Annotated in this window: 19 protein-coding genes; 14 read left to right on the top strand and 5 right to left on the bottom strand. The window is 62.7% G+C overall.

All coding sequences use genetic code 11. The features are described from left to right. The first annotated feature begins 16 nt into the window (after positions 1-16). The 3 genes from NKH38_RS21120 (at position 17) to NKH38_RS21110 (ending at position 3,037) form a co-directional block, all read left to right on the top strand. Entirely contained in the window at positions 17-2,233 is a 2,217-nt protein-coding gene (locus tag NKH38_RS21120; RefSeq protein WP_352761943.1) for a dipeptide ABC transporter ATP-binding protein, read from the top strand. Positions 2,234-2,375: 142 nt separating this feature from the next. After that, positions 2,376-2,603, top strand: coding sequence for a CopG family transcriptional regulator (locus tag NKH38_RS21115; protein ID WP_352761942.1), 228 nt, complete (start codon positions 2,376-2,378; stop codon positions 2,601-2,603). Then, complete coding sequence (locus NKH38_RS21110) at positions 2,600-3,037, top strand: TA system VapC family ribonuclease toxin (RefSeq protein ID WP_352761941.1); 438 nt, start codon at positions 2,600-2,602, stop codon at positions 3,035-3,037. The genes NKH38_RS21115 and NKH38_RS21110 overlap by 4 nt, the downstream gene beginning before the upstream one ends. Before the next feature lie 56 nt (positions 3,038-3,093). Here NKH38_RS21110 and NKH38_RS21105 read toward each other — a convergent pair whose 3' ends face one another. Next, positions 3,094-3,684 carry a transglycosylase SLT domain-containing protein gene (locus NKH38_RS21105; RefSeq protein ID WP_352538895.1) on the bottom strand — a complete coding sequence of 197 codons (591 nt, stop codon included), beginning with the start codon at positions 3,682-3,684 and terminating at the stop codon, positions 3,094-3,096. A gap of 217 nt (positions 3,685-3,901) precedes the next feature. Here NKH38_RS21105 and NKH38_RS21100 point away from each other — a divergent pair, with 217 nt between their 5' ends. Both NKH38_RS21100 and NKH38_RS21095 read left to right on the top strand, forming a co-directional pair. Then, entirely contained in the window at positions 3,902-5,440 is a 1,539-nt protein-coding gene (locus NKH38_RS21100) for a trimethylamine methyltransferase family protein (protein WP_023729390.1), read from the top strand. A 243-nt stretch (positions 5,441-5,683) separates the two neighbouring features. Beyond that, on the top strand, positions 5,684-8,125 hold the full coding sequence (locus NKH38_RS21095) for a GcvT family protein (protein WP_352637196.1): 2,442 nt from the start codon (positions 5,684-5,686) through the stop codon (positions 8,123-8,125). A gap of 97 nt (positions 8,126-8,222) precedes the next feature. Here NKH38_RS21095 and NKH38_RS21090 read toward each other — a convergent pair whose 3' ends face one another. Further along, positions 8,223-8,615, bottom strand: a complete 393-nt coding sequence (locus NKH38_RS21090) for a DoxX family protein (protein WP_023729389.1) — start codon at positions 8,613-8,615, stop codon at positions 8,223-8,225. 211 nt (positions 8,616-8,826) lie between these two features. On the opposite strand from NKH38_RS21090, the gene NKH38_RS21085 reads away from it, so the two are divergent. Then, complete coding sequence (locus NKH38_RS21085; RefSeq protein WP_023729388.1) at positions 8,827-9,315, top strand: hypothetical protein; 489 nt, start codon at positions 8,827-8,829, stop codon at positions 9,313-9,315. Between the two features lie 73 nt (positions 9,316-9,388). On the opposite strand, the gene NKH38_RS21080 is transcribed toward NKH38_RS21085, so the two are convergent. Continuing rightward, positions 9,389-10,165, bottom strand: a complete 777-nt coding sequence (locus NKH38_RS21080; protein WP_023699644.1) for a VOC family protein — start codon at positions 10,163-10,165, stop codon at positions 9,389-9,391. 194 nt (positions 10,166-10,359) lie between these two features. On the opposite strand from NKH38_RS21080, the gene NKH38_RS21075 reads away from it, so the two are divergent. The 7 genes from NKH38_RS21075 to NKH38_RS21045 all read left to right on the top strand — a co-directional run bounded on the left by NKH38_RS21075 (position 10,360) and on the right by NKH38_RS21045 (position 17,244). After that, positions 10,360-11,079 carry a gamma-glutamylcyclotransferase gene (locus NKH38_RS21075; protein WP_023699643.1) on the top strand — a complete coding sequence of 240 codons (720 nt, stop codon included), beginning with the start codon at positions 10,360-10,362 and terminating at the stop codon, positions 11,077-11,079. A 723-nt stretch (positions 11,080-11,802) separates the two neighbouring features. Next, complete coding sequence (locus NKH38_RS21070; RefSeq protein WP_352761940.1) at positions 11,803-13,158, top strand: NAD(P)-dependent oxidoreductase; 1,356 nt, start codon at positions 11,803-11,805, stop codon at positions 13,156-13,158. A 5-nt stretch (positions 13,159-13,163) separates the two neighbouring features. Then, entirely contained in the window at positions 13,164-14,006 is an 843-nt protein-coding gene (locus NKH38_RS21065) for a class I SAM-dependent methyltransferase (RefSeq protein ID WP_352498853.1), read from the top strand. Positions 14,007-14,018: 12 nt separating this feature from the next. After that, a complete protein-coding gene (gene preA, locus NKH38_RS21060; RefSeq protein WP_352761939.1) occupies positions 14,019-15,332 on the top strand; it encodes an NAD-dependent dihydropyrimidine dehydrogenase subunit PreA in 1,314 nt (437 codons plus the stop codon). 454 nt (positions 15,333-15,786) lie between these two features. Then, positions 15,787-16,305, top strand: coding sequence for an RrF2 family transcriptional regulator (locus tag NKH38_RS21055; RefSeq protein WP_023687988.1), 519 nt, complete (start codon positions 15,787-15,789; stop codon positions 16,303-16,305). A 26-nt stretch (positions 16,306-16,331) separates the two neighbouring features. Beyond that, positions 16,332-16,790 carry a carboxymuconolactone decarboxylase family protein gene (locus NKH38_RS21050; protein WP_023690827.1) on the top strand — a complete coding sequence of 153 codons (459 nt, stop codon included), beginning with the start codon at positions 16,332-16,334 and terminating at the stop codon, positions 16,788-16,790. A 76-nt stretch (positions 16,791-16,866) separates the two neighbouring features. After that, complete coding sequence (locus tag NKH38_RS21045) at positions 16,867-17,244, top strand: DoxX family protein (RefSeq protein WP_023687990.1); 378 nt, start codon at positions 16,867-16,869, stop codon at positions 17,242-17,244. Positions 17,245-17,246: 2 nt separating this feature from the next. Here NKH38_RS21045 and NKH38_RS21040 read toward each other — a convergent pair whose 3' ends face one another. After that, complete coding sequence (locus tag NKH38_RS21040) at positions 17,247-17,969, bottom strand: SDR family oxidoreductase (RefSeq protein ID WP_352761938.1); 723 nt, start codon at positions 17,967-17,969, stop codon at positions 17,247-17,249. After that, positions 17,966-18,805: an SDR family oxidoreductase gene (locus tag NKH38_RS21035; RefSeq protein WP_352761937.1), complete on the bottom strand. Its 840-nt coding sequence runs from the start codon at positions 18,803-18,805 to the stop codon at positions 17,966-17,968. Before NKH38_RS21035 ends, NKH38_RS21040 begins: the two co-directional genes overlap by 4 nt. A gap of 99 nt (positions 18,806-18,904) precedes the next feature. Here NKH38_RS21035 and NKH38_RS21030 point away from each other — a divergent pair, with 99 nt between their 5' ends. Beyond that, the gene (locus NKH38_RS21030; RefSeq protein ID WP_023729382.1) at positions 18,905-19,777 is read left to right on the top strand and encodes a helix-turn-helix transcriptional regulator; all 873 of its coding nucleotides are present in this window, start codon (positions 18,905-18,907) and stop codon (positions 19,775-19,777) included. Positions 19,778-19,785 lie beyond the last annotated feature (8 nt).

Genomic DNA, 19,785 nt, shown 5'->3' with positions numbered 1-19,785 from the left:
AGGATTGGAGCGACCCATGAATGAGGCAGTTCGAAATCCCGGCAACCCGACCCTTGGGCCAAGCGCTGCGCCGATCATCGAGATCGAGAACCTGTCGATCTCCTTCTTCACCCGCAAGGGTGAGATCCCTGCCGTCATGGACTTTTCCTGCACGGTGATGCCGGGCGAAGCCATGGGCATCGTCGGCGAGTCCGGCTGCGGCAAGTCGACCGTGTCGCTCGGCATCATGCGCGACCTCTCCAACATCGGAAAGATCGTCGGCGGCAAGATCAAGTTCCAGGGCAAGGACATGGGCGAGCTGTCCGACGAGGAGTTGCGCTCCATCCGCGGCAACAAGATCGCCATGATCTACCAGGAGCCGATGGCGAGCCTCAATCCGGCGATGAAGGTCGGCCAGCAATTGATGGAAGTGCCGCTGATCCACGACAAGGTGTCGAAGGAAGAAGCTTACAAAAGGGCGCTCGAAATGGTGCGCTCGGTGAGATTGCCCGATCCCGAACGCATGATGCGTTCCTATCCGCACCAGCTGTCCGGCGGCCAGCAGCAGCGCATCGTCATTGCCATGGCGCTGCTGTCGAAGCCGGCGCTGCTTCTGCTCGACGAACCGACGACGGCGCTCGACGTGACGGTGGAGGCCGGCATCGTCGAACTGGTCAAGGGGCTGGGCGAGAAGTTCGGCACGTCGATGATCTTCGTGTCGCACAATCTGGGCCTCATCCTCGAGACCTGCGACCGCATCACGGTGATGTATTCGGGCGAAGCGGTCGAGACCGGCAAGATCAAGGACGTCTTCGACCGGATGCGCCATCCCTATACGCAAGGGCTGTTCCGTTCGATCCCGCTGCCGGGGGCCGACAAGAATTCGCGGCCGCTGATCTCTATCCCCGGCCAGTTGCCGCTGCCGCATGAGCGGCCCAAGGGCTGCAATTTCGGGCCGCGCTGCCACCATTTCGTCGAGGGCGTCTGCAATGCCGCCGAAATCCCGATGATCGAGGTCGCCGGTCACGAAGGGCATTTCTCGCGCTGCGTGCGCTTCAACGAGATCGACTGGGAAGCGCTGCCGCCCGGCGCCAAGAAGGTCAATGAGAAGGTCGTGCCCGGCGCCCCGGTGCTCAAGATCGAGGATTTGAGAAAATACTACAAGGTCGGCGGCAGCGAAGTGTTCGGCTCCAGCGAAGGCCGCGTGGTCAAGGCCAATGAGACGATCTCGTTTATGGCCCGCGAATCCGAGACCGTCGCCATCGTCGGCGAGTCCGGCTGCGGAAAGTCGACACTGGCCAAGGTCCTGCTGGGGCTGGAGACGGCAAGTGCCGGCACAGTGACGCTGGGCAACAAGGAGATCCAGTCGACCGGCATCGAGAAGCGCAGCGTCGAAACGGTGTCGTCGATCCAGATGGTGTTCCAGAACCCGTTCGATACACTCAATCCCAGCCACTCCGTCGGTTCGCAGATCATCCGCACGCTGGAAAAATTCAAAGTCGGCAACAATGTCGCCGAGCGGCGCAAGCGCATGCTGGAGCTGCTCGACCTGGTGAAGCTGCCGCGGGCCTTCGAGACGCGCAAGCCGCGTCAGCTCTCAGGCGGCCAGAAGCAGCGCATCGGCGTGGCGCGTGCCTTTGCCGGCGATGCCAAGGTGGTGGTGGCCGACGAGCCGGTGTCGGCACTCGACGTCTCGGTGCAGGCGGCGGTGACCGAGCTGCTGATGGACATCCAGCGCAAGAACAAGACGACGATGCTGTTCATCAGCCACGATCTGTCCGTCGTGCGCTACATCGCCGACCGGGTCGTCGTCATGTATCTCGGCTACATCGTCGAGCAGGGCACGACCGACCAGATCTTCGCGCCACCCTATCACCCCTACACAGAGGCGCTGCTGTCGGCGATCCCGATCGCCGACACCAGCGTGGTCAAACGGCACATCGTGCTTGAAGGCGATATCCCGTCCGCAATGAACCCGCCGAGCGGCTGCCCGTTCCAGACGCGCTGCGGCTACAAGAGGCTGGTGCCGGACAATCTGTGCGAGACCAAGGTGCCGCCGGTGAAGCATCTCGGCGATGGCCATATGAGCCTGTGCTGGCTGTCGGACGATGTGCTGGCGACGATGGAGCCGGTGATCAAGTTCGACAAGGAACACGCAGCGCGTGAGGGCGTGCCGGAAGACGCACCGGATGGGATCGGCCCCGGTTTCGCCGGCGAACCGCCGAAGCGCCCGCATGGCAAGAAGCCGAGCTGACCAGCCATAGAGGCAATGCCGCTCGTTGGCGCATTGCCGCAGCGTCGCCATAGCTCAAGGAACGACAGCTACGTTCGCTTGAATATTGCTGTCCATTGCTTTATGTGATGCGTGATGTTTGATGCGCGATAGGGAGCATATTGTGAGAACCACACTTGCAATCGATGACGATGTCCTCCTTGCCGCCAAGGCCATGGCGCGACAGCAGGATCGCAGCGTTGGCGATGTCATTTCCGATCTGGCTCGCCGCTCACTGCGCAGGCCACCGACCCGCGGTGAACGCAACGGCATCCCCTTGCTTGCATCGCGGCCCGACGGCCCGATGGTCGATCTCGAAATGGTCAATGCGCTTCGCGACGAATTGCCGTGACCTTCCTGCTCGACGTCAATGTGTTGGTTGCGTTGATCGATCCGGCTCACGTCGCGCATGAAGATGCCCATCGGTGGTTCCAATCCACCGGGCATTTATCATGGGCAACATGTCCCATTACCGAGAATGGCGTCATCAGGATTGTAAGCAACCCGAAATACCCCAATTCTCCGGGTTCGCCCGCCGTGGTGGCGCAGATTGTCGGCAAGCTGCATGCCCTTTCAGGACATCAGTTCTGGCCTGACGAGATCAGCCTTGTCGGTTCCAACGACATCGATGCAGCCAGGATCCTCACCCCGGCACAGGTAACGGATAGCTATCTGTTGGGACTCGCCAAGGCGCGTGACGGCCAATTGGCGACGTTTGACCGAAAGCTGTCAACGGCAGCGGTAAAGGGAGGAAGGTCGATCCTCCACCTGATCCCAAGCGAATGAATGGCTGAGTTCCGCTTCGATCGCAAACTGCGTGGCTGCAAGACCGCTTGGCAACGTCAGCTGCCGCATTGCCGCAGCTGTTCGGCATAGTCGCGGGCCATCTTTTCGGTCGCCCTGGCATAGCCCTGCACGCCGGCATCGCCACGGTTACCGCGGCCGTAGGCGGTCCAGCCGAGATAGTAGGCGAGATAGAGATTGTAGGTGTCGTTGCGGGCGACGCCGAACGTGTCTGATGTCTTGGAATGATACCAGCCGACGAAATCGACGGCATCGGCAAATTTGGTCCGCCGCGCCGCCCAGCTGCCGGTTTCGCTCTGATATTGCGACCAGGTGCCGTCGAGCGCCTGCGAGAAACCGGTGGCCGACGAGACATGTTTCCACGGAATGAAGCCGAGCAGTTTGGTACGCGGCGGCCTGGCATTGCTCTTGAAGCCGGATTCCTTGCGCACCGTCGCCATCAGCACGGGGACGGGGACGCCGTATTTCTGCGAGGCGCGCTCGGCGGCCGACTGCCAGTTGTCGAACCAGCCGTCGTTCTGGTCGAAGACGGCGCAGACATTGTTGATATGGTTGGGCGGCGTCGCGCAGGCCGGCAAAGCCAGCAGCACGCCAACCGCTACAATTTTACTCAAACTCGAACTACGCATTGGAAAACGAATAGGCCGAAATCATAAAGGGAATCTTTCGGCGTTTCTTAACGGCTTGCCGGCCTGGCTGCGCTCAGTGGGCCTGTATCATTATTCCGACCTTTCGCGTCGCCTTTATCTCCGTCAGAATTCAAAAATGCCGCCTTGGCTAAAATCACGTCCGCCAAGGGCGGATTTCTGACAGCGATGTCCGGATGCCGGCGCTCTGATGCCAGGCATGAATGAACCAAGACGCAAGCGCGGCGCGGAGCGAACCAGCAACCGGGGGCCTGCCGCCATCCCGCAACTTCCACTGCGGCGGGTGACCAATCCCTATCCGCCGATGGCGATGCTCTCAGTCGACCAGGTCGAAACGATCCACCAGGCGTCGATGCATATTCTGGAAAATTTCGGCATCGAGGTGATGTCTCAGCGGGCTCTGGCGCTGTTCGAGAAGGCGGGCGCAAAGGTCGACCATGCAACGGCGAACGTCCGCATCGACCGGGGCCTTGTCGCCGAGGCGCTGAAGACCACGCAGTCCAGCTACCGGCTGACGCCGCGCAACCCCGCCAACACCATTTATCTCGGCGGCAACACGATCAATTTCACCCTCGTCGCCGGGCCGCCCAATGTGCACGACATGGAGCGCGGCCGGCGCGCCGGAAACTTGCGCGACTATGCCGATCTCACCCGGCTGGCGCAGCATTTCAACTGCATCCACATGCTCGGCAACCAGGTCTGCGCGCCGGTGGAACTGCCGGCCAACACCAGGCACATGGATACCTATTTCACCAATCTGACGCTGACCGACAAATCCTTCCATGTCTCGGCGATCGGACGAGGCCGGGCGCTGGACGGTATCGAGATGATGGCAATCGCGCGCGGGCTGACGCTGGACGAAATGCGCGATGATCCCGGCATTGCCACCATCATCTCGGTCAACTCGCCGCGCCGTTTCGACGAGATGATGGCCGAAGGGCTGATGACCATGGCCGAGTTCGGCCAGTCGGTCGCGGTGACGCCGTTCACGCTGATGGGCGCGATGAGCCCGGTGACGCTCGCCGGCGCCCTGGCGCAGCAGAATGCCGAGGCGCTGTTCGGCGTGGTGCTTACGCAACTGGTGCGCCCCGGCGCGCCGGTGATGTACGGCGCCTTCACCTCCAACGTCGACATGAAGTCGGGCGCGCCGGCCTTCGGCACGCCGGAGAACACCAAGGCCAATATCGCCTCGGGGCAATTGGCGCGGCGCTATTGTCTGCCCTACCGCACGACGCCGGGGTCGGCATCGAATGCGGCGGACGCGCAAGGCGCCTACGAGACGCTGATGGCGCTGTGGGGCGCTGTGCTCGGCCACGGCAACCTCGTCTACCACGCCGCCGGCTGGCAGGAGGGCGGGCTGACGGCATCGTTCGAAAAGCTCATCATCGATGTCGAGATGATCCAGCACATGATGGAATTCCTGCGCCCGATCGTCGTCGACGAGGCGGAGCTTGCTGTCGAGGCGCTGGGCGCGGTGCCGACCGGCGGCCATTTCTTCGGCGAACCGCACACGCTGGAACGCTATGCCACCGCCTTCTACCAGCCGATGCTGTCCAACTGGCAGAATTACGAGGCCTGGCAGGAAGCCGGCGGCCTCGACACCACGGCGCGCGCGACCCGGCTGTGGAAGAAGGCGCTGGAAGACTATGTCGAGCCGGTGATGGACATCGCCGTGCGCGAGGCGCTGGAGGCATACATGGCCAGGCGCAAGGAAGCGATCGGGCAGGGCGAGCCATGACTTTTTCAACATCGGCGCGCGGCACCCCCCTCTGCCCTGCCGGGCATCTTCCCCTCATGGGGGGAGATTGGCTGTTACGTCTTCCTTCGCCAATCACCAACGCTGAAAAGAAAGCGGCGATGCAGACGCTGCTGATCTCCCCCCTTGAGGGGGAGATGGCCGGCAGGCCAGAGGGGGGTCGCTTGGCGCTTCCTTTTCCGATTCATCCTACGTTCCCAACTCGTTGATAACAGAGCAAAACTCATGAAATCGCATGCAAAGGTCGTGGTCATTGGCGGTGGCGTCGTCGGGTGCTCCGTGCTGTTCCATCTGGCGCGTCATGGCTGGACCGATGTCGTGCTTTTGGAGCGCGACCAGCTGACCTCCGGCTCGACCTGGCATGCGGCCGGTGGCATGCACACGATCAATGGCGACCCCAACGTCGCCAAGCTGCAGAAATACACGATCTCGCTCTACAAGGAGATCGAGGAGCTGTCGGGACAGGCGACCGGCGTACATCTGACCGGCGGCGTGCTTCTGGCGGCAACCGAGGCGCGGCTCGACTGGCTGCGCGGCGTCGTCGCCAAGGGGCGTTACCTCGGCATCGACCTCGAGGAGATATCGGCCAATGAAGCGGCCGAGCTGATGCCGCTGCTCGACCCGAAACAATTCGTCGGCGCCGTCCGCAACAAGGAGGACGGCCATCTCGATCCCTCCGGCGTTACGCATGCCTATGCCAAGGCCGCGCGGAAACTGGGCGCCGAGGTCGAGCGCTTCACCAAGGTCGAGGACATTGTGCGCCGGCCCGACGGCATGTGGCGCGTCATCACCAACAAGGGCGAAGTGGTGGCCGAGCATGTCGTCAATGCCGGCGGGTTATGGGCGCGCGAGGTCGGCCGCATGGTCGGGCTGGAGCTGCCGGTGCTGGCAATGGAGCACATGTACCTGATCACCGAGGATATGCCCGAGGTGGCGGCGTGGAACGCCAAGACCGGGACCGAGATCATCCATGCCGTCGATTTCGATGGTGAGCTGTACCTGCGCCAGGAGCGCGGCGGCATGCTGATGGGCACGTATGAGAAGGCCAACAAGGTCTGGTCCGAATTCCAGACGCCGTGGAATTTCGGCCATGAACTGCTGGAGCCGGACATCGACCGCATCGCGCCGTCGCTCGAGGTCGGCTTCCGGCATTTCCCGGCCTTCGAGAGGACCGGCATCAAGCAGATCATCAACGGGCCCTTCACCTTTGCACCGGACGGCAATCCGCTGGTTGGGCCGGTGCGCGGGCTACCGGGTTTCTGGGTCGCCTGCGGCGTCATGGCGGGCTTCAGCCAGGGTGGGGGCGTTGGGTTGGCGCTGTCCAACTGGATGATCGAGGGCGATCCCGGCGCCGACATCTGGGCCATGGATGTGGCGCGCTACGGCGACTGGGCGACGATAGCCTACACCAATGCAAAGGTGCGCGAGAATTATTCGCGCCGCTTCTCGATCCGCTTCCCCAATGAGGAACTGCCCGCCGGGCGGCAGCTGAAGACGACGCCGATCTACGATTTGCTGTCGGCCAGGCGCGCGCAATGGGGTGTGTCCTATGGGCTGGAAGTGCCGCTGTGGTATGCGCCGGAGGGCGTCAAGGACGAGTTCTCGTGGCGTCGGTCCAGCGATTTTTCCCAGGTCGCCAATGAGGTTGCGACGGTTCGTGAGAGCGTCGGCCTGGCGGAGATTTCGAACTTCGCCAAATACAAGGTGACCGGCGAGGGGGCCGCGAACTGGCTCGATCGCATTTTCGCCTGCAAGTTGCCCAAGCCAGGCCGCATGACGCTGGCGCCGATGCTGAAGGATGACGGCAAGCTCATCGGCGATTTCACGCTGGCCAATATCGGTGCCCCCAATTCCAACGGGACCGAGTGGTTCATCGCCGGCTCCGGTATCGCCGAGCAGTATCATATGCGCTGGTTCGAGGCGCATTTACCTGCGGATAGCTCAGTGCGCATGGAGGCGCTGGGGCAGAAACTGACCGGTCTGGCGATCGCCGGACCCAAGGCGAGGGAGGTGCTGGCAAAGGTCAGCCGCGCGGATGTCGCCAACACCGCATTCCCCTTCATGGCCGTCGCGAAAATGGACATCGGCATGGCGCCGTGCCTGGTCAGCCGCGTCAGCTACACCGGCGATCTCGGCTACGAGATCTGGGTGGCGCCGGAATATCAGCGCGCTGCCTTCCAGGCGTTGATGGCGGCAGGCGAGGAATTCGGCCTCGGCCTGTTCGGCTCGCGCGCGCTCAATGCGCTGCGGCTGGAGAAAAACTACGGCTCATGGGCGCGCGAATACCGGCCGATCTACGGGCCGCTGGAGGCCGGGCTCGACCGTTTCGTCGCCTATGGCAAGGATGCCGATTTCATCGGTAAAACCGGCGCTCTTGCCGAGCGCAAGCAGGGCGGCAAGCTCAGGCTGCGCACGTTCATCCTCGATGCCGACGATGCCGATGTCATCGGCGACGAGCCGATCTGGTACGATGGCGCGGTGCGCGGCTGGGTGACGTCGGGCGGCTATGCGCATCACTCGAAAAAATCCGTCGCCATCGGCTATGTGCCGAAGGAGATCGCCGATGAGAGCGACGGCTTCGAGATCGAACTTTTGGGCAAGCGCCACGCGGCGCGCGTTCAGGCAGCGCCGCTCTTTGACGCGAACTTCGAGCGAATGCGCGCCTGAAGCGCTTCGGCTTCGCCGAGGCGCTTCAGATTCTTGTTTTGTGCAAGTCGTTATCCCAAAACCGCTGCGCACTTTTGGGCGACATGCATCAGGCGCGTCAGGTGCTGCGGCGGTTGTCGAGCGCGAAGGCGCCGGCGCCGGCGAACACCAGATAGAGGAAGATGAAGCAGAAGGAGATCGCTGCGTCGCCGCTGTTGTTGACCGGGAAGAAGTCGCGCGGGTAGTGCGCCATGAAATAGGCGATGGCCATCTCGCCGGCCAACAGGAAGGCAACCGGGCGGGTGAGCAGACCGAGCGCCAGCAAGATGCCGCCGGCGAATTCGAGAATGGCGGCCGTCGTCGTCAGGCCGTTGAGGGCGTGCGGCTCGGCGCTGACCGGGAAATTGAACAGTTTCTGCGAGCCATGCTCGATGAACTGCAGGGCCGTCATGATGCGCAGGACGCCGAGGGCCTGCGGCTGAAATCTGGCGAGACCGTCAAAAAGCTTCATCTAAAACTCCATTTTTCCAACCCTGCGGCCCGGCCATAGATTATCGCCCGGCCTTGGACCATTCACTTCCCGTGGCCTGTCATCAACAATCGGTGATTGGAAATCATTTCCAGTCTGGACTTCGAAATTTGTTCTCGTTATGGTTGCATATGTATCGTTATGGTTGTATCTCTGCGTGTAGACACTCCAAACCAAATGGGTTCCCTTCGTCATGAAAAAAGTCGCCCTCAGCCTGTTCGCAATCCTTGCAAGCACCAGTTTCGCCATGGCAGCTGACAGCGGCTGTGATGCCTTCAAATGGCCGGTGACACGCGAGCAGGAACTGTTTCCGGCAGCGCCCGCCGCGCAGTCCGGCGCTTCCCTGGCGGTCGGGCAGGCGGCCGATTTCACGCTGGCAGCGGCCGACACGGTCAGCTTTGCCGTCCCGCCGGAACGCGCGCCGGCAGCCGGCACGTTTGGCGCAACGGCGGTTGTGGCCGTGCCGCCCGAGGGAGAGCTACAGATCAGCCTGTCCGACGAAGCTTGGGTCGACGTCATTCAGGATGGCCAGGCCGTGAAATCAGCGGGTTTCAGCGGCGTGAAGACCTGCCCCGGCATCCGCAAGAGCGTGCGTTTCAAGCTGACGCCTGGCGCAGCCACGATCCAGCTCAGCGGCGCCAAGAAAGAGAACCTCAAGGTCGCGGTGCTGGCGCCGGAGTGACCGCGCCCGGACGCCTCTCATCGCACCGGCGGCGCGATGAGAGCAGTTCCGTGCAGGCGAGTACCGGAGGGGATCAGCGGCCGGGCGCGATCAGCGCGAAATAAGCGCCTTGCGGATCGGTGAACTGGGCAATCCATTGGCCGGTCGGCACCGGCATCGGACCCATGACAATCTTGCCGCCATTGTCGGTGACGCGTTTGGCGGCTGCGTCGATGGCGTCGACATTGAAGTAGAACAGCCAGACCGGCACCGGCAGCTGTTGCGGCTTGTTCATGATGCCGCCGCCGGATTCAGGGCCGGCCGAGAAGGTCTGATAGATGCCCATCTCGCCGACGTCCATGCTACCGGCATCAGTCCAGCCGAACTGGCTTGAGTAGAAATCGAAGGCCTTCTGGCGGTCGGCCGCATAAAGCTCGTGCCAGCCGACATGGCCCGGCGTCGTTGCCGGAAGGACGGGCTGGTCGGGACCATTGGGCTGCAGGAACATGAAGGCGGCGCCTTGCGGGTCGGCGACGACGGAGAAACGGCCGACGCCGGGAATGTCGTCGGGTTCGCGGTGAACAGCCCCGCCGGCGGCTTTCAGTGCCTCGGTCGAGGCATCGGTATCGCTGGTGTGGATATAGCCGAACCAGGCCGGCTTCAGACCCGTCCTGGCCGCTTCCTCGGGCAGGGTCATCAGCCCGCCGACGCCACGCTCGGCGGAGTTCACCACGATATAGCGCGGCATGCCGGGCGCCTTGTCGAAGGGCTCGGCCCGCCAGCCGACCACGCTGGTGTAGAACGCTTGCGCCGCATCGAGGTCGCTGGTCATCAACTCGTACCAGAAGAAGGGCATTGGGGATTTCGGCATTTTCGGTCTCCTCACCTTCATGCATAGATCGTCGTCCGATCCATCAAAGGACGTTTCAGCGACGCGAATCCGACAGCGAAGCGGAGAAAGTTCAACGGCTGCGTTGACACATCGTTCCGCACTTCGTCCCGCTCGACGCCTTGCACGTGCGGCGGTTTTCGACTTTCCTTGGGCAAACGAGGGGTAGTCGTTTCATGCGCCTTATGTCGCTCACGCCTGAGCTTGTGTCACTGTGTCATCGCGAAGAGGTCGATCCCGGGCCGGACGGCAGCTGGACGCAGCTGAACGACGAGGATTTTCGCACGCTTGCCTTACAGCTCTCCGACGAAGCCGATGCGGGGCCGTTATGGGTGTTCGCCTATGGCTCGCTGATCTGGAAGCCGGCTTTCGAGTCCGTCGAACGCCAGCGCGCCACTGCGTTTGGCTGGCATCGCTCCTTCTGCCTCGACATGGTGCGCTGGCGCGGCAGCGTCGCGCAGCCGGGGCTGATGATGGCGCTCGAACGCGGCGGCCGATGCGACGGCGTCATCTACCGCCTGCCCGACGGCGACAAGCCGCAGCAGATCGAAAGACTGCTGCGGCGCGAGATCGACGACCATGAGAGTGTCAGCTCGGTCCGGTGGGTTCCCGTGCGCACGGAGCAGGGCCGGATACGGGCGCTCGGCTTCTGGGTCGGGGTGACCGGCAGGGGAACGTCGCTCGGGCAGCCGCTGGACACGGTGGCGGGGGTGCTTGCCAGAGCCTGCGGCCATGTCGGCTCGGGCGCGGAATATCTCTACAACACCGTCAGCCACCTCGAGGAATTCGGCATCCGCGACCGCAATCTGTGGCGGCTGCAGCAACTGGTTGCCGACGAGATCAGGTCGATCCATGGCGGCCGCTCAGATGCCAGCCTACAGCTGGCACCTTCGTAGCGAACAGCCACCAATCTTGGCCTGTGCCGGAGCGTATGCGGTTTCAAGGCGTTTCGCTCCCCGGGTGATCAGATCCAAGAAGGAGTGGCTTCACGAGCAATGACCTCAACCGTGCATTCGAGACTGAGCAGCAGAAAATGCGTATAGTCTTCTGTCGGGCCAAGTGTCGATCGCAACCAGTGCGAGTTCTCCACTCGCAGGATCGGCCACCTGTAGGAGGCTTGCCTGCCAGATCCAATCAATGGGATCGAGGTGTCCGCACGGATTTTGGTCAGTCCCAGCATGTCATCATGGGCAGCCAGGGCTACTACCCCTGAAAATCGATCTTGAGAGTTCGTTCCGATGTCCCGAAGTCGCCTTCGACGGTCAGCTCAAAGTTATTGTCGGATTTTAGACGCCACACCTGACAGGCAGCCAGAGGTAAATCTCCCACGGGCTCCCACCGGTGAGCCGTCTCCCTATCATCGGTCATCGCCTTCTCCGTTGAATGAAAGCCGCGCATCGTGCTCAAGCGCCCTATCATTTCGCGCTGGCCTGGAACAGCTTGCCGCGACTTGGAGCTTGTCGCGCTCCCCTCTTTGAGGACGCAACCGTCACTCATAACATGAGCAACTAAATCATATTATCAGCTAATCTTTTCAGCGGCTTGGGTCGAAAATTGACCAATTGATAAAAAAATAAAACGTGCTAGCCTTCCCCAAAACGAAAACAGGGGAACTGACGATGCCAGAAGGCCAGTTCAAGGACGGCATTGCCGGCGGCCGGCTTGCCGCCGACCAGTACGCCGAGAATTTTTCCGATCTGCATCCGCCGCTCGATCACCACGAAGCGCTGGTCGAATCCGATCGCTGCTATTTCTGCTACGACGCGCCGTGCATGAATGCATGCCCGACCTCGATCGACATTCCGCTGTTCATCCGCCAGATATCGACCGGCAACCCGATCGGTTCGGCCAAGACGATTTTCGACCAGAACATACTGGGTGGCATGTGCGCCCGCGTCTGCCCGACCGAGACGCTTTGCGAAGAGGTCTGCGTGCGCGAGGTGGCGGAAGGCAAGCCGGTGCAGATCGGCCGCCTGCAACGCTACGCCACCGATGTCGCCATGGCCGAGCACAAGCAGTTTTATCCGCGCGCTGAATCGACCGGCAAGTCGGTCGCCGTCGTGGGCGCCGGACCGGCCGGTCTTGCCGCGGCCCACCGGCTCGCCCGCCAGGGCCATGACGTCACCATTCTGGAAGCCCGCCCGAAGGCCGGCGGCCTCAATGAATATGGCATCGCCGCCTACAAGAGCATCGACAATTTCGCCCAGGCCGAGGTCGACTATGTCACGGGGATCGGCGGCATCGATATCCATAACGGCAAGGCGCTCGGCCGCGACTACCAGCTGTCGGACCTGATCCTGAATTACGATGCCGTCTTCCTCGGCATGGGGCTAGGCGGCGTGAATGCGTTGCGCGCGGATGGCGAGGACGCCGATGGCGTTGTCAATGCGGTCGAGTTCATCGCCGAGCTACGCCAGGTCAGCGATCTCGCGAGCCTGCCGGTCGGCCGGCGCGTCGTCGTCATCGGCGGCGGCATGACGGCGATCGATGCCGCGGTGCAGTCGAAGCTGCTCGGCGCCGAGGAGGTGACGATCTGCTACCGGCGCGGCCAGGAGCACATGAACGCCTCCGAGTTCGAGCAGGATCTGGCCGCGGCCAACGGCGTCACCATCCGCCACTGGCTGCAGCCGAAGCGGGTCATTGTCGAAGGTGGCAAAGTGTCGGGCATCGAGCTCGAATACACAGCGATGAACGGCGACACGCTTGTCGGCACCGGCGAGCGGCTGACGCTGGCCGCCGACCAGGTGTTCAAGGCGATCGGCCAGAGCTTTGTGCCGGCGGCACTTAACGGCAGCGGTGCTGCGATCGAACTCGAAGCCGGCCGCATCAAGGTCGACGCAGAAGGGCGCACCTCGCTCGCCAATGTCTGGGCCGGCGGCGACTGCATTTTTGGCGGCGACGATTTGACGGTATCGGCCGTCGCGCAAGGCCGCGATGCGGCGGAGAGCATCAACCGGAGTCTGGCACAGGGATAGAGATCATGGCCTCAGTGGAATCAGGCATCGCGCGTCACTACGACGTCTCGGATCTTGAGCAGCACATTCTTGCCGTGCTCGCCGATACCGGCGTGGAAATTGCCCATCTACGCGCTGGCGATCTCGAAGCGGTCGACGAGTTCCACATTGGCGGTATCGCCGCCACCAGGGAACTCATCGGCCAGATGGGTTTGAAGCCGGGGGCCAGGCTGCTCGACATTGGTTCCGGCGTGGGTGGTCCAGCCCGCTTCGCCGCCAACAATGCCGGCGCCGATGTCACCGGCATTGATCTGACGCGAAGCTATGTCGACATCGCGACCAGCCTGTCGAAGCGGGTGGGAATGGCCGACAAAGTCCGGTTCGTGCAGGGCAGCGCGCTCGACATGCCGTTCAGCAACAAAAGCTTTGATACGGCCATGATCCTGCATGTCGGCATGAATCTTCCCGACAAGAAAAAGCTGATGAGCGAGGCGGCGCGTGTGCTCAAGCCGGGCGGCGTCTTTGCCGTCTACGATGTGATGCGGCTCAAGGCAGGTGCGCTGACCTATCCGCTGCCATGGGCATCCGACGAGAGCATGTCCTTCGTTGCCACGCCCGACGACTATCGTTCGGCTGCCGCCGCCGCGGGGTTCTCTGTAACCGCCGAGCGCCCTCGTGGCGCCTTCGCCATCGAATTTTTCGACACGATACGGGCGCGCATGGCTGCGGCGCAGGCGGAAGGAAAAAAGCCGCCGCCTGGCGTTAATCTTATCATGGGCGAGAACGCCGGCACCAAGATCGCCAACCTCACCCCCGCGCTTAAAGGCGGCATTCTCGCACCCGTGGAAATGCTCCTTCGTCTCGGTTGAAAGGGACCTGTCATGGCAGACATCCGCAACAATTTCGTCGGCATCAAATCGCCCAATCCGTTCTGGCTGGCTTCGGCGCCGCCGACCGACAAGGCCTACAATGTCATCCGCGCCTTCAAGGCGGGCTGGGGCGGCGTCGTGTGGAAGACGCTGGGCGAAGAAGGTCCGCCGGTGGTCAACGTCAACGGCCCGCGTTATGGCGCGATTTGGGGGGCCGACCGGCGCCTGCTCGGCCTCAACAATATCGAGCTGATCACCGACCGCGATTTGCAGGTCAATCTGCGCGAGATCAAACAGGTCAAGAAGGACTGGCCCGACCGCGCCATCGTCGTCTCACTGATGGTGCCATGCGTCGAGGAAAGCTGGAAGGCGATCCTGCCGGTGGTCGAGGAGACCGAAGCCGACGGCATCGAGCTCAATTTCGGCTGCCCGCACGGCATGTCGGAACGCGGCATGGGCGCGGCTGTCGGCCAGGTGCCTGAATACATCGAAATGGTAGTGCGCTGGTGCAAGGCCAACACCCGCATGCCTGTCATCACCAAGCTGACGCCGAATATCACAGATGTGCGCAAGCCGGCGCGCGCCGCACTCTCCGGCGGAACCGACGCGGTGTCGCTGATCAACACCATCAACTCGATCACCGGCGTCGACCTAGACAGTTTCGCGCCGCAGCCGACCATCGACGGCAAAGGCTCGCATGGCGGCTATTGCGGCCCGGCGGTGAAGCCGATTGCCATGAACATGGTGGCCGAGATCGCCCGCGATCCGGAAACGCGCGGCCTGCCGATCTCCGGCATTGGCGGCATCACCACCTGGCGCGATGCGGCTGAATTCATGGCGCTCGGCGCCGGCAATGTGCAGGTGTGCACGGCGGCGATGACATACGGCTTCAAGATCGTGCAGGAGATGATCGCCGGTCTCGAAAACTGGATGGACGAGAAAGGCCACGCCTCGCTCGACGACATTGTCGGCCGCGCCACGCCCAATGTTACCGACTGGCAGTATCTCAACCTCAATTACATCGCCAAGGCGCGTATCGATCAGGACGCCTGCATCAAATGCGGCCGCTGCCACATCGCCTGCGAGGACACTTCGCACCAGGCAATCACCAACATGGTCGACGGCGTCAGGCATTTCGAGGTGATCGAGGCCGAATGCGTCGGCTGCAATCTGTGCGTCAATGTCTGCCCGGTCGAGAACTGCATCACCATGGAGCCGCTGGCCGCCGGCGTGATGGACCAGCGCACCGGCAAGCCGGTGTCGCCGGTCTATGCCAATTGGACGACACACCCGAACAACCCGATGGCCAAGGTGGCTGCGGAGTAGACTTGGGTTCCTCGCCCCGATCGACGTCTACGTTGTGCACTCATCTTCTGTGACTGGTCGGCGTGAGGGCTTGGTTGCCACGTGGTTCCCCCAATCCGTCGCTGCTTCGCAGCGCCGCCTTTCCTCCCTCCGGAGGGAAAGGAAGGGAGCTTTACTGGACGAACGTTGGACGGCAAAAAACTTGGCGCCGTTCCTCTCCCCCGTCGATCGGGGGAGAGGTGGCTCGGCGAAGCCGAGACGGAGTGGGGGTCGATCAGCGCAATATAAGACAATGCATGCGCCAAGCCGCCATACACGCTATCGCCACAGACCAGCCGCCCGGAAATGTGTGCAGGCCGCAGACCGGGATGCCCAAGTTCTGTGAAGCCATTGCTATATGTGAATTTCCGCATTTCCCTATTGCAGATAAAATTTATCTAGGATAAAAGATATCCATGAATAGGAGCGCAACATCGTGAAGCTGGGCGAGGGTGTAGAAGCGGCCATCCATTGCGCGGCCACACTGGCCAGCGTGGAGGGCAACAGCACGATACCGGGTGCTGCTTTGGCAGAGTCCTTCGGCCTGTCGCCGAGCTATCTGCTGAAACATCTGAACCAGCTGACGGCTGCGCGCATCCTGGAATCGGTGCCGGGACCGGCGGGCGGCTACCGGCTGGCGCGTCCGGCCGAGCGCATCACGCTGCTCGATATCGTGCTTGCGGTCGAGGGTCGCGAGCCGGCCTTCCGCTGCGGCGAGATCCGCCAGCGCGGCCCGGTCAAGATCGATGCTTCGGCCTATGTGAAGCCGTGCGGCATCAATGCCGCGATGCTGAAGGCCGAGCGCGCCTATCGCGCGGCCCTCGCGGAAACCCGGTTGTCCGACATCCTGGCTGACTACAAGGCCGAAGGCGATCCGCGATCGTTTGCCGCCAGCTGTGCCTTTGTCGCGCGCCATCAGCGGCCGCAGAAACCCGCTGCAGCCAAGCAAAGTTAACCCCCGCCAGACAGAAAGGAAAGACGATGAAACAGAGACTGCAATTCTTTGCCAAGGCGCCGGAAATCATGAAGGCGGTGTCAGCGCTCAACAAGGCGGTCGACGAATGCGGGCTTGAAGTGAGCCTGCTGCATTTGATCAAGCTCCGCGCCTCGCAGATCAATGGCTGCTCCTACTGCGTCGAGATGCACAGCCGCGAGGCAAGGCGCGACGGCGAAACCGAGACACGGCTCTATCTGGTTTCGGCCTGGCAGGAATCGCCGCTGTTTTCCGAACGTGAACGCGCGGCCCTTGCCTGGACCGAGGCAACGACCCTGATCGCCAACAATGGCGTTTCGGACGAACTCTATGCCCGCACGCTCGAGCACTTCTCGGAAGAGGAACTGGTCAAGCTGTCGGTCGCGATCGGCATGATCAACACCTGGAACCGGCTCTGCATCCCGTTCCACGCCATTCACCCGATGCCGGCTGCCAAAGCAGCCTGACCGTCCGGTTAGTCATGGAGCGCCGTCGAAAGGGCGGCGCTCCACCTGTTTCATGCTTAAGTACGGGGAAGATTTCATGCCTGTCGATTTGCCTTCGACCTTTTTGTTTCTCGGCCGCCTGTTGCTCGGCGGCGCCTTCGTTTTCGCCGGCCTGCGCAATGTTCAGAACGAGACCTTCCTGACAGGGCTGATGACCGCGCGCGGCGTGCCGCAGGCGAGATTGGCGTTGTGGGCCGGCATCGTCCTGCAGACCATTGCCGGCGCGCTGTTGATGGCCGGCCTGTGGACTGCGACCGCCTGCGCCGTGCTGCTGCTGTTTCTCATCGTCGCCACGCCGATGTTCCACAATTTCTGGGACCATCAGGGCCCGGACCGGGCGTCGCGCATCAACGGTTTCGTAGGCAACGTCGCACTGGCCGGAGGCCTTCTCACGCTGATCGCGCAGTCGCTGTAAGGTCACGCCGCGTAGCGCAGGCCGCCGTCGCAGGTCAGCACCTGGCCGGTCATGAAGCCGTTGGAGACGAGGAACGCGATTGCGCCGGCGACGTCTTCGGCGCGGCCGATCCTGCCCACCGGGGTTTTGCCGGCATATTCGCTGAACACCGCCTGCCGCTGGTCTTCGGCCAGAAAATCCCACCATGGCGTGTCGATGACGCCGGGCGCCACGACGTTGACGCGCAGAGGCTTCAGTTCGACCGCCAGGATCGGCACCACCGTCAGCAGCATGCCGTTGACGGCGGCAATGCCAGCCACGCCGGGCGCCGACAATTGTGCCGACACCGCCGAGATGAAGGTGACCGATCCCGATCTGTTGAGCGTCGGCAAGGCTGCCTGCAAACAGGACAGCTGCGGCCTGACTTTCTCGTCGACGCCGCCGGCGATGTCTGAGAGGTCGAGGGTTTCGAACCGCCCAAGTCCCTTGCCGCCGCTGGCAGCCAGCACGAGGTGATCGAACGGTCCGAGTTCCCCAAAGAACTGGCGGACTTCGTCCGGCTTCGAAGCATCGAAGGCAGCTTTTTCGGCGGCGCCGCCGAGGCTCTTCCAGGCGCTGGTGAGCTTGTCCTGGTTTCGTCCGGTGATGGTCACCTTCATGCCTGGGCCCAGCAGTTTTCGCGCCGTTGCCAGGCCGATGCCGGACGAGCCGCCGACGACGACCGTGTGTTCGATCTTGCCGGTCATGAATGCTGTTCCTTCGATTGTGGGGAAGCCTGGCCGACGAAGTCGAGGCTCAGGGTTCGCAATTGCTGTCTGGCCTTGGCGTCATAGGCTTGTGCTTCGGCGCGGGATTCCTTTTGGCCGTCGAAATAGAGGCCACTGCGGCCCTCCAGGGCGGGCGATGTCGCGAGGTTGAGAATGGCGTCGGCGCCGGTCTCGACCGAGCTCCATGGCGTCACGCCGGCTTGGCGGACCATGGTGGTGTTCATGTAGCTCGCTGGATGCAGAGCGTTGACGGTGACGCCGCTGCCTTTCAACTCTCCGGCCAGGTCGATGGTGAACAGGATCTGCGCCAGCTTGCTCTGGCAATAGGCGCGCACGCCGTCATAGGAACGTGTCAGCATGACATCGCCGAAATCGATCGCCTGCTGGCCGGCCGAAGCGACGTTGATGATGCGCGCCGGCGAACTCGCCTTGAGCAGCGGCAGCAGTTCCGAGGTCAGCAGGAAACCGGCGAGATAGTTGACCGCAAAGCGCAGTTCGAAGCCGTCGGCGCTGAGCTGTCGCTTGGCGCCGGCCGTGCCGATGCCGGCATTGTTGATGAGGATGTCGAGCCGGTCGGTTTTTGCGCGTACGGCCTCGGCAAGGCGGCGGACCTCGGCTAGCGAGGCGAGGTCGGCGGCGAGGAACTCGGCTTTGCCGCCGGCGGATTCGATTTCTGCGACGGTTGCCTTGCCGCGAGCCGCGTCACGGCCATGCACCAGCACGTGCGCGCCGCCGGCGCCCAGCCTTTGCGCGACGACACGGCCGACGCCGTCGGTCGAACCGGTGATGAGGATTGTCTTGTCTTTCAGATCCATATTCAGAGCCTCCATCTCTCTGGATGGAAGATGGGGCGCCTGACCCAGCCCAAACAGTTCAAACTTTATCCTGGTATCAATACTGCTATAATAGCTCTCATGGATGCCCCCACGCACTCCGCTGAAGACAGCCGCCGGCGCGAGCTTGGCGCCTTCCTGCGCTCGCGCCGCGAAAGATTGACGCCGTCCGCCACCGGCATCGCGACCGGCCTGCGGAGACGCACGCCAGGCTTGCGTCGCGAGGAAGTGGCGATGATCGCCGGCGTCGGCACCACCTGGTACACATGGCTAGAGCAGGGGCGCGAGGTCAGACCCTCGGTGGAGGTGCTAGCGGCGCTCAGCGAAGCGCTGCGCCTCGACGCCGTTGAAAGGCGGCATCTGTTCATCCTGGCAGGCCGCCAGCAACCGGAGAACCGCGTGGCTGCGCCGGAAAAGGTCGATGGCCCGCTAATGCATATGCTGGAGAGCCTGGTGCTGCAGCCGGCCTATGTCGTCGGGCGGCGCTGGGATGTGCTGGCCTGGAATCCGGCGGCGGTAGCGGTGTTCGGTGATTATGGCCTGCTAGAGGGCGACGCCCGCAACATCGTCCACATGGTGTTCACCAATCCGCATCACCGGCGCCTGCTGGTTGACTGGGAGCAATTGGCGCGCACCGTGCTGGCCTCGTTCCGGGCGGAAAGCGCCCGCTATGTGGGCGATGCGGATTTCGAGCGGCTGATCGTGCTTATGACGCGCTCAAGTCCGGAGTTTCGCGACTGGTGGCCGCAACGCGACGTGGCACGCCGATTGTCGGGGGTGAAACATGTCCGACATCCGAGAGCCGGCGCCATGACGTTCGAGCATATGAGCCTGTCGATCGACGACGGCTCGGACATGAAGCTGATCGTCTACACGCCGCTGGCCGAACAGAATTCGATCGAGAAGCTGCAGAATTTGCTTGAGGCGATGCCGGCGGAGCGCCGCAGCGCCTGACGCCCAAG

The organism is Mesorhizobium sp. M1078 (assembly GCF_040318615.1).
Classification (GTDB): Bacteria; Pseudomonadota; Alphaproteobacteria; order Rhizobiales; family Rhizobiaceae; genus Mesorhizobium.
Note: the sequence above shows the minus strand (reverse complement) of the source record. Positions and strands in the feature narration are given on the sequence as shown.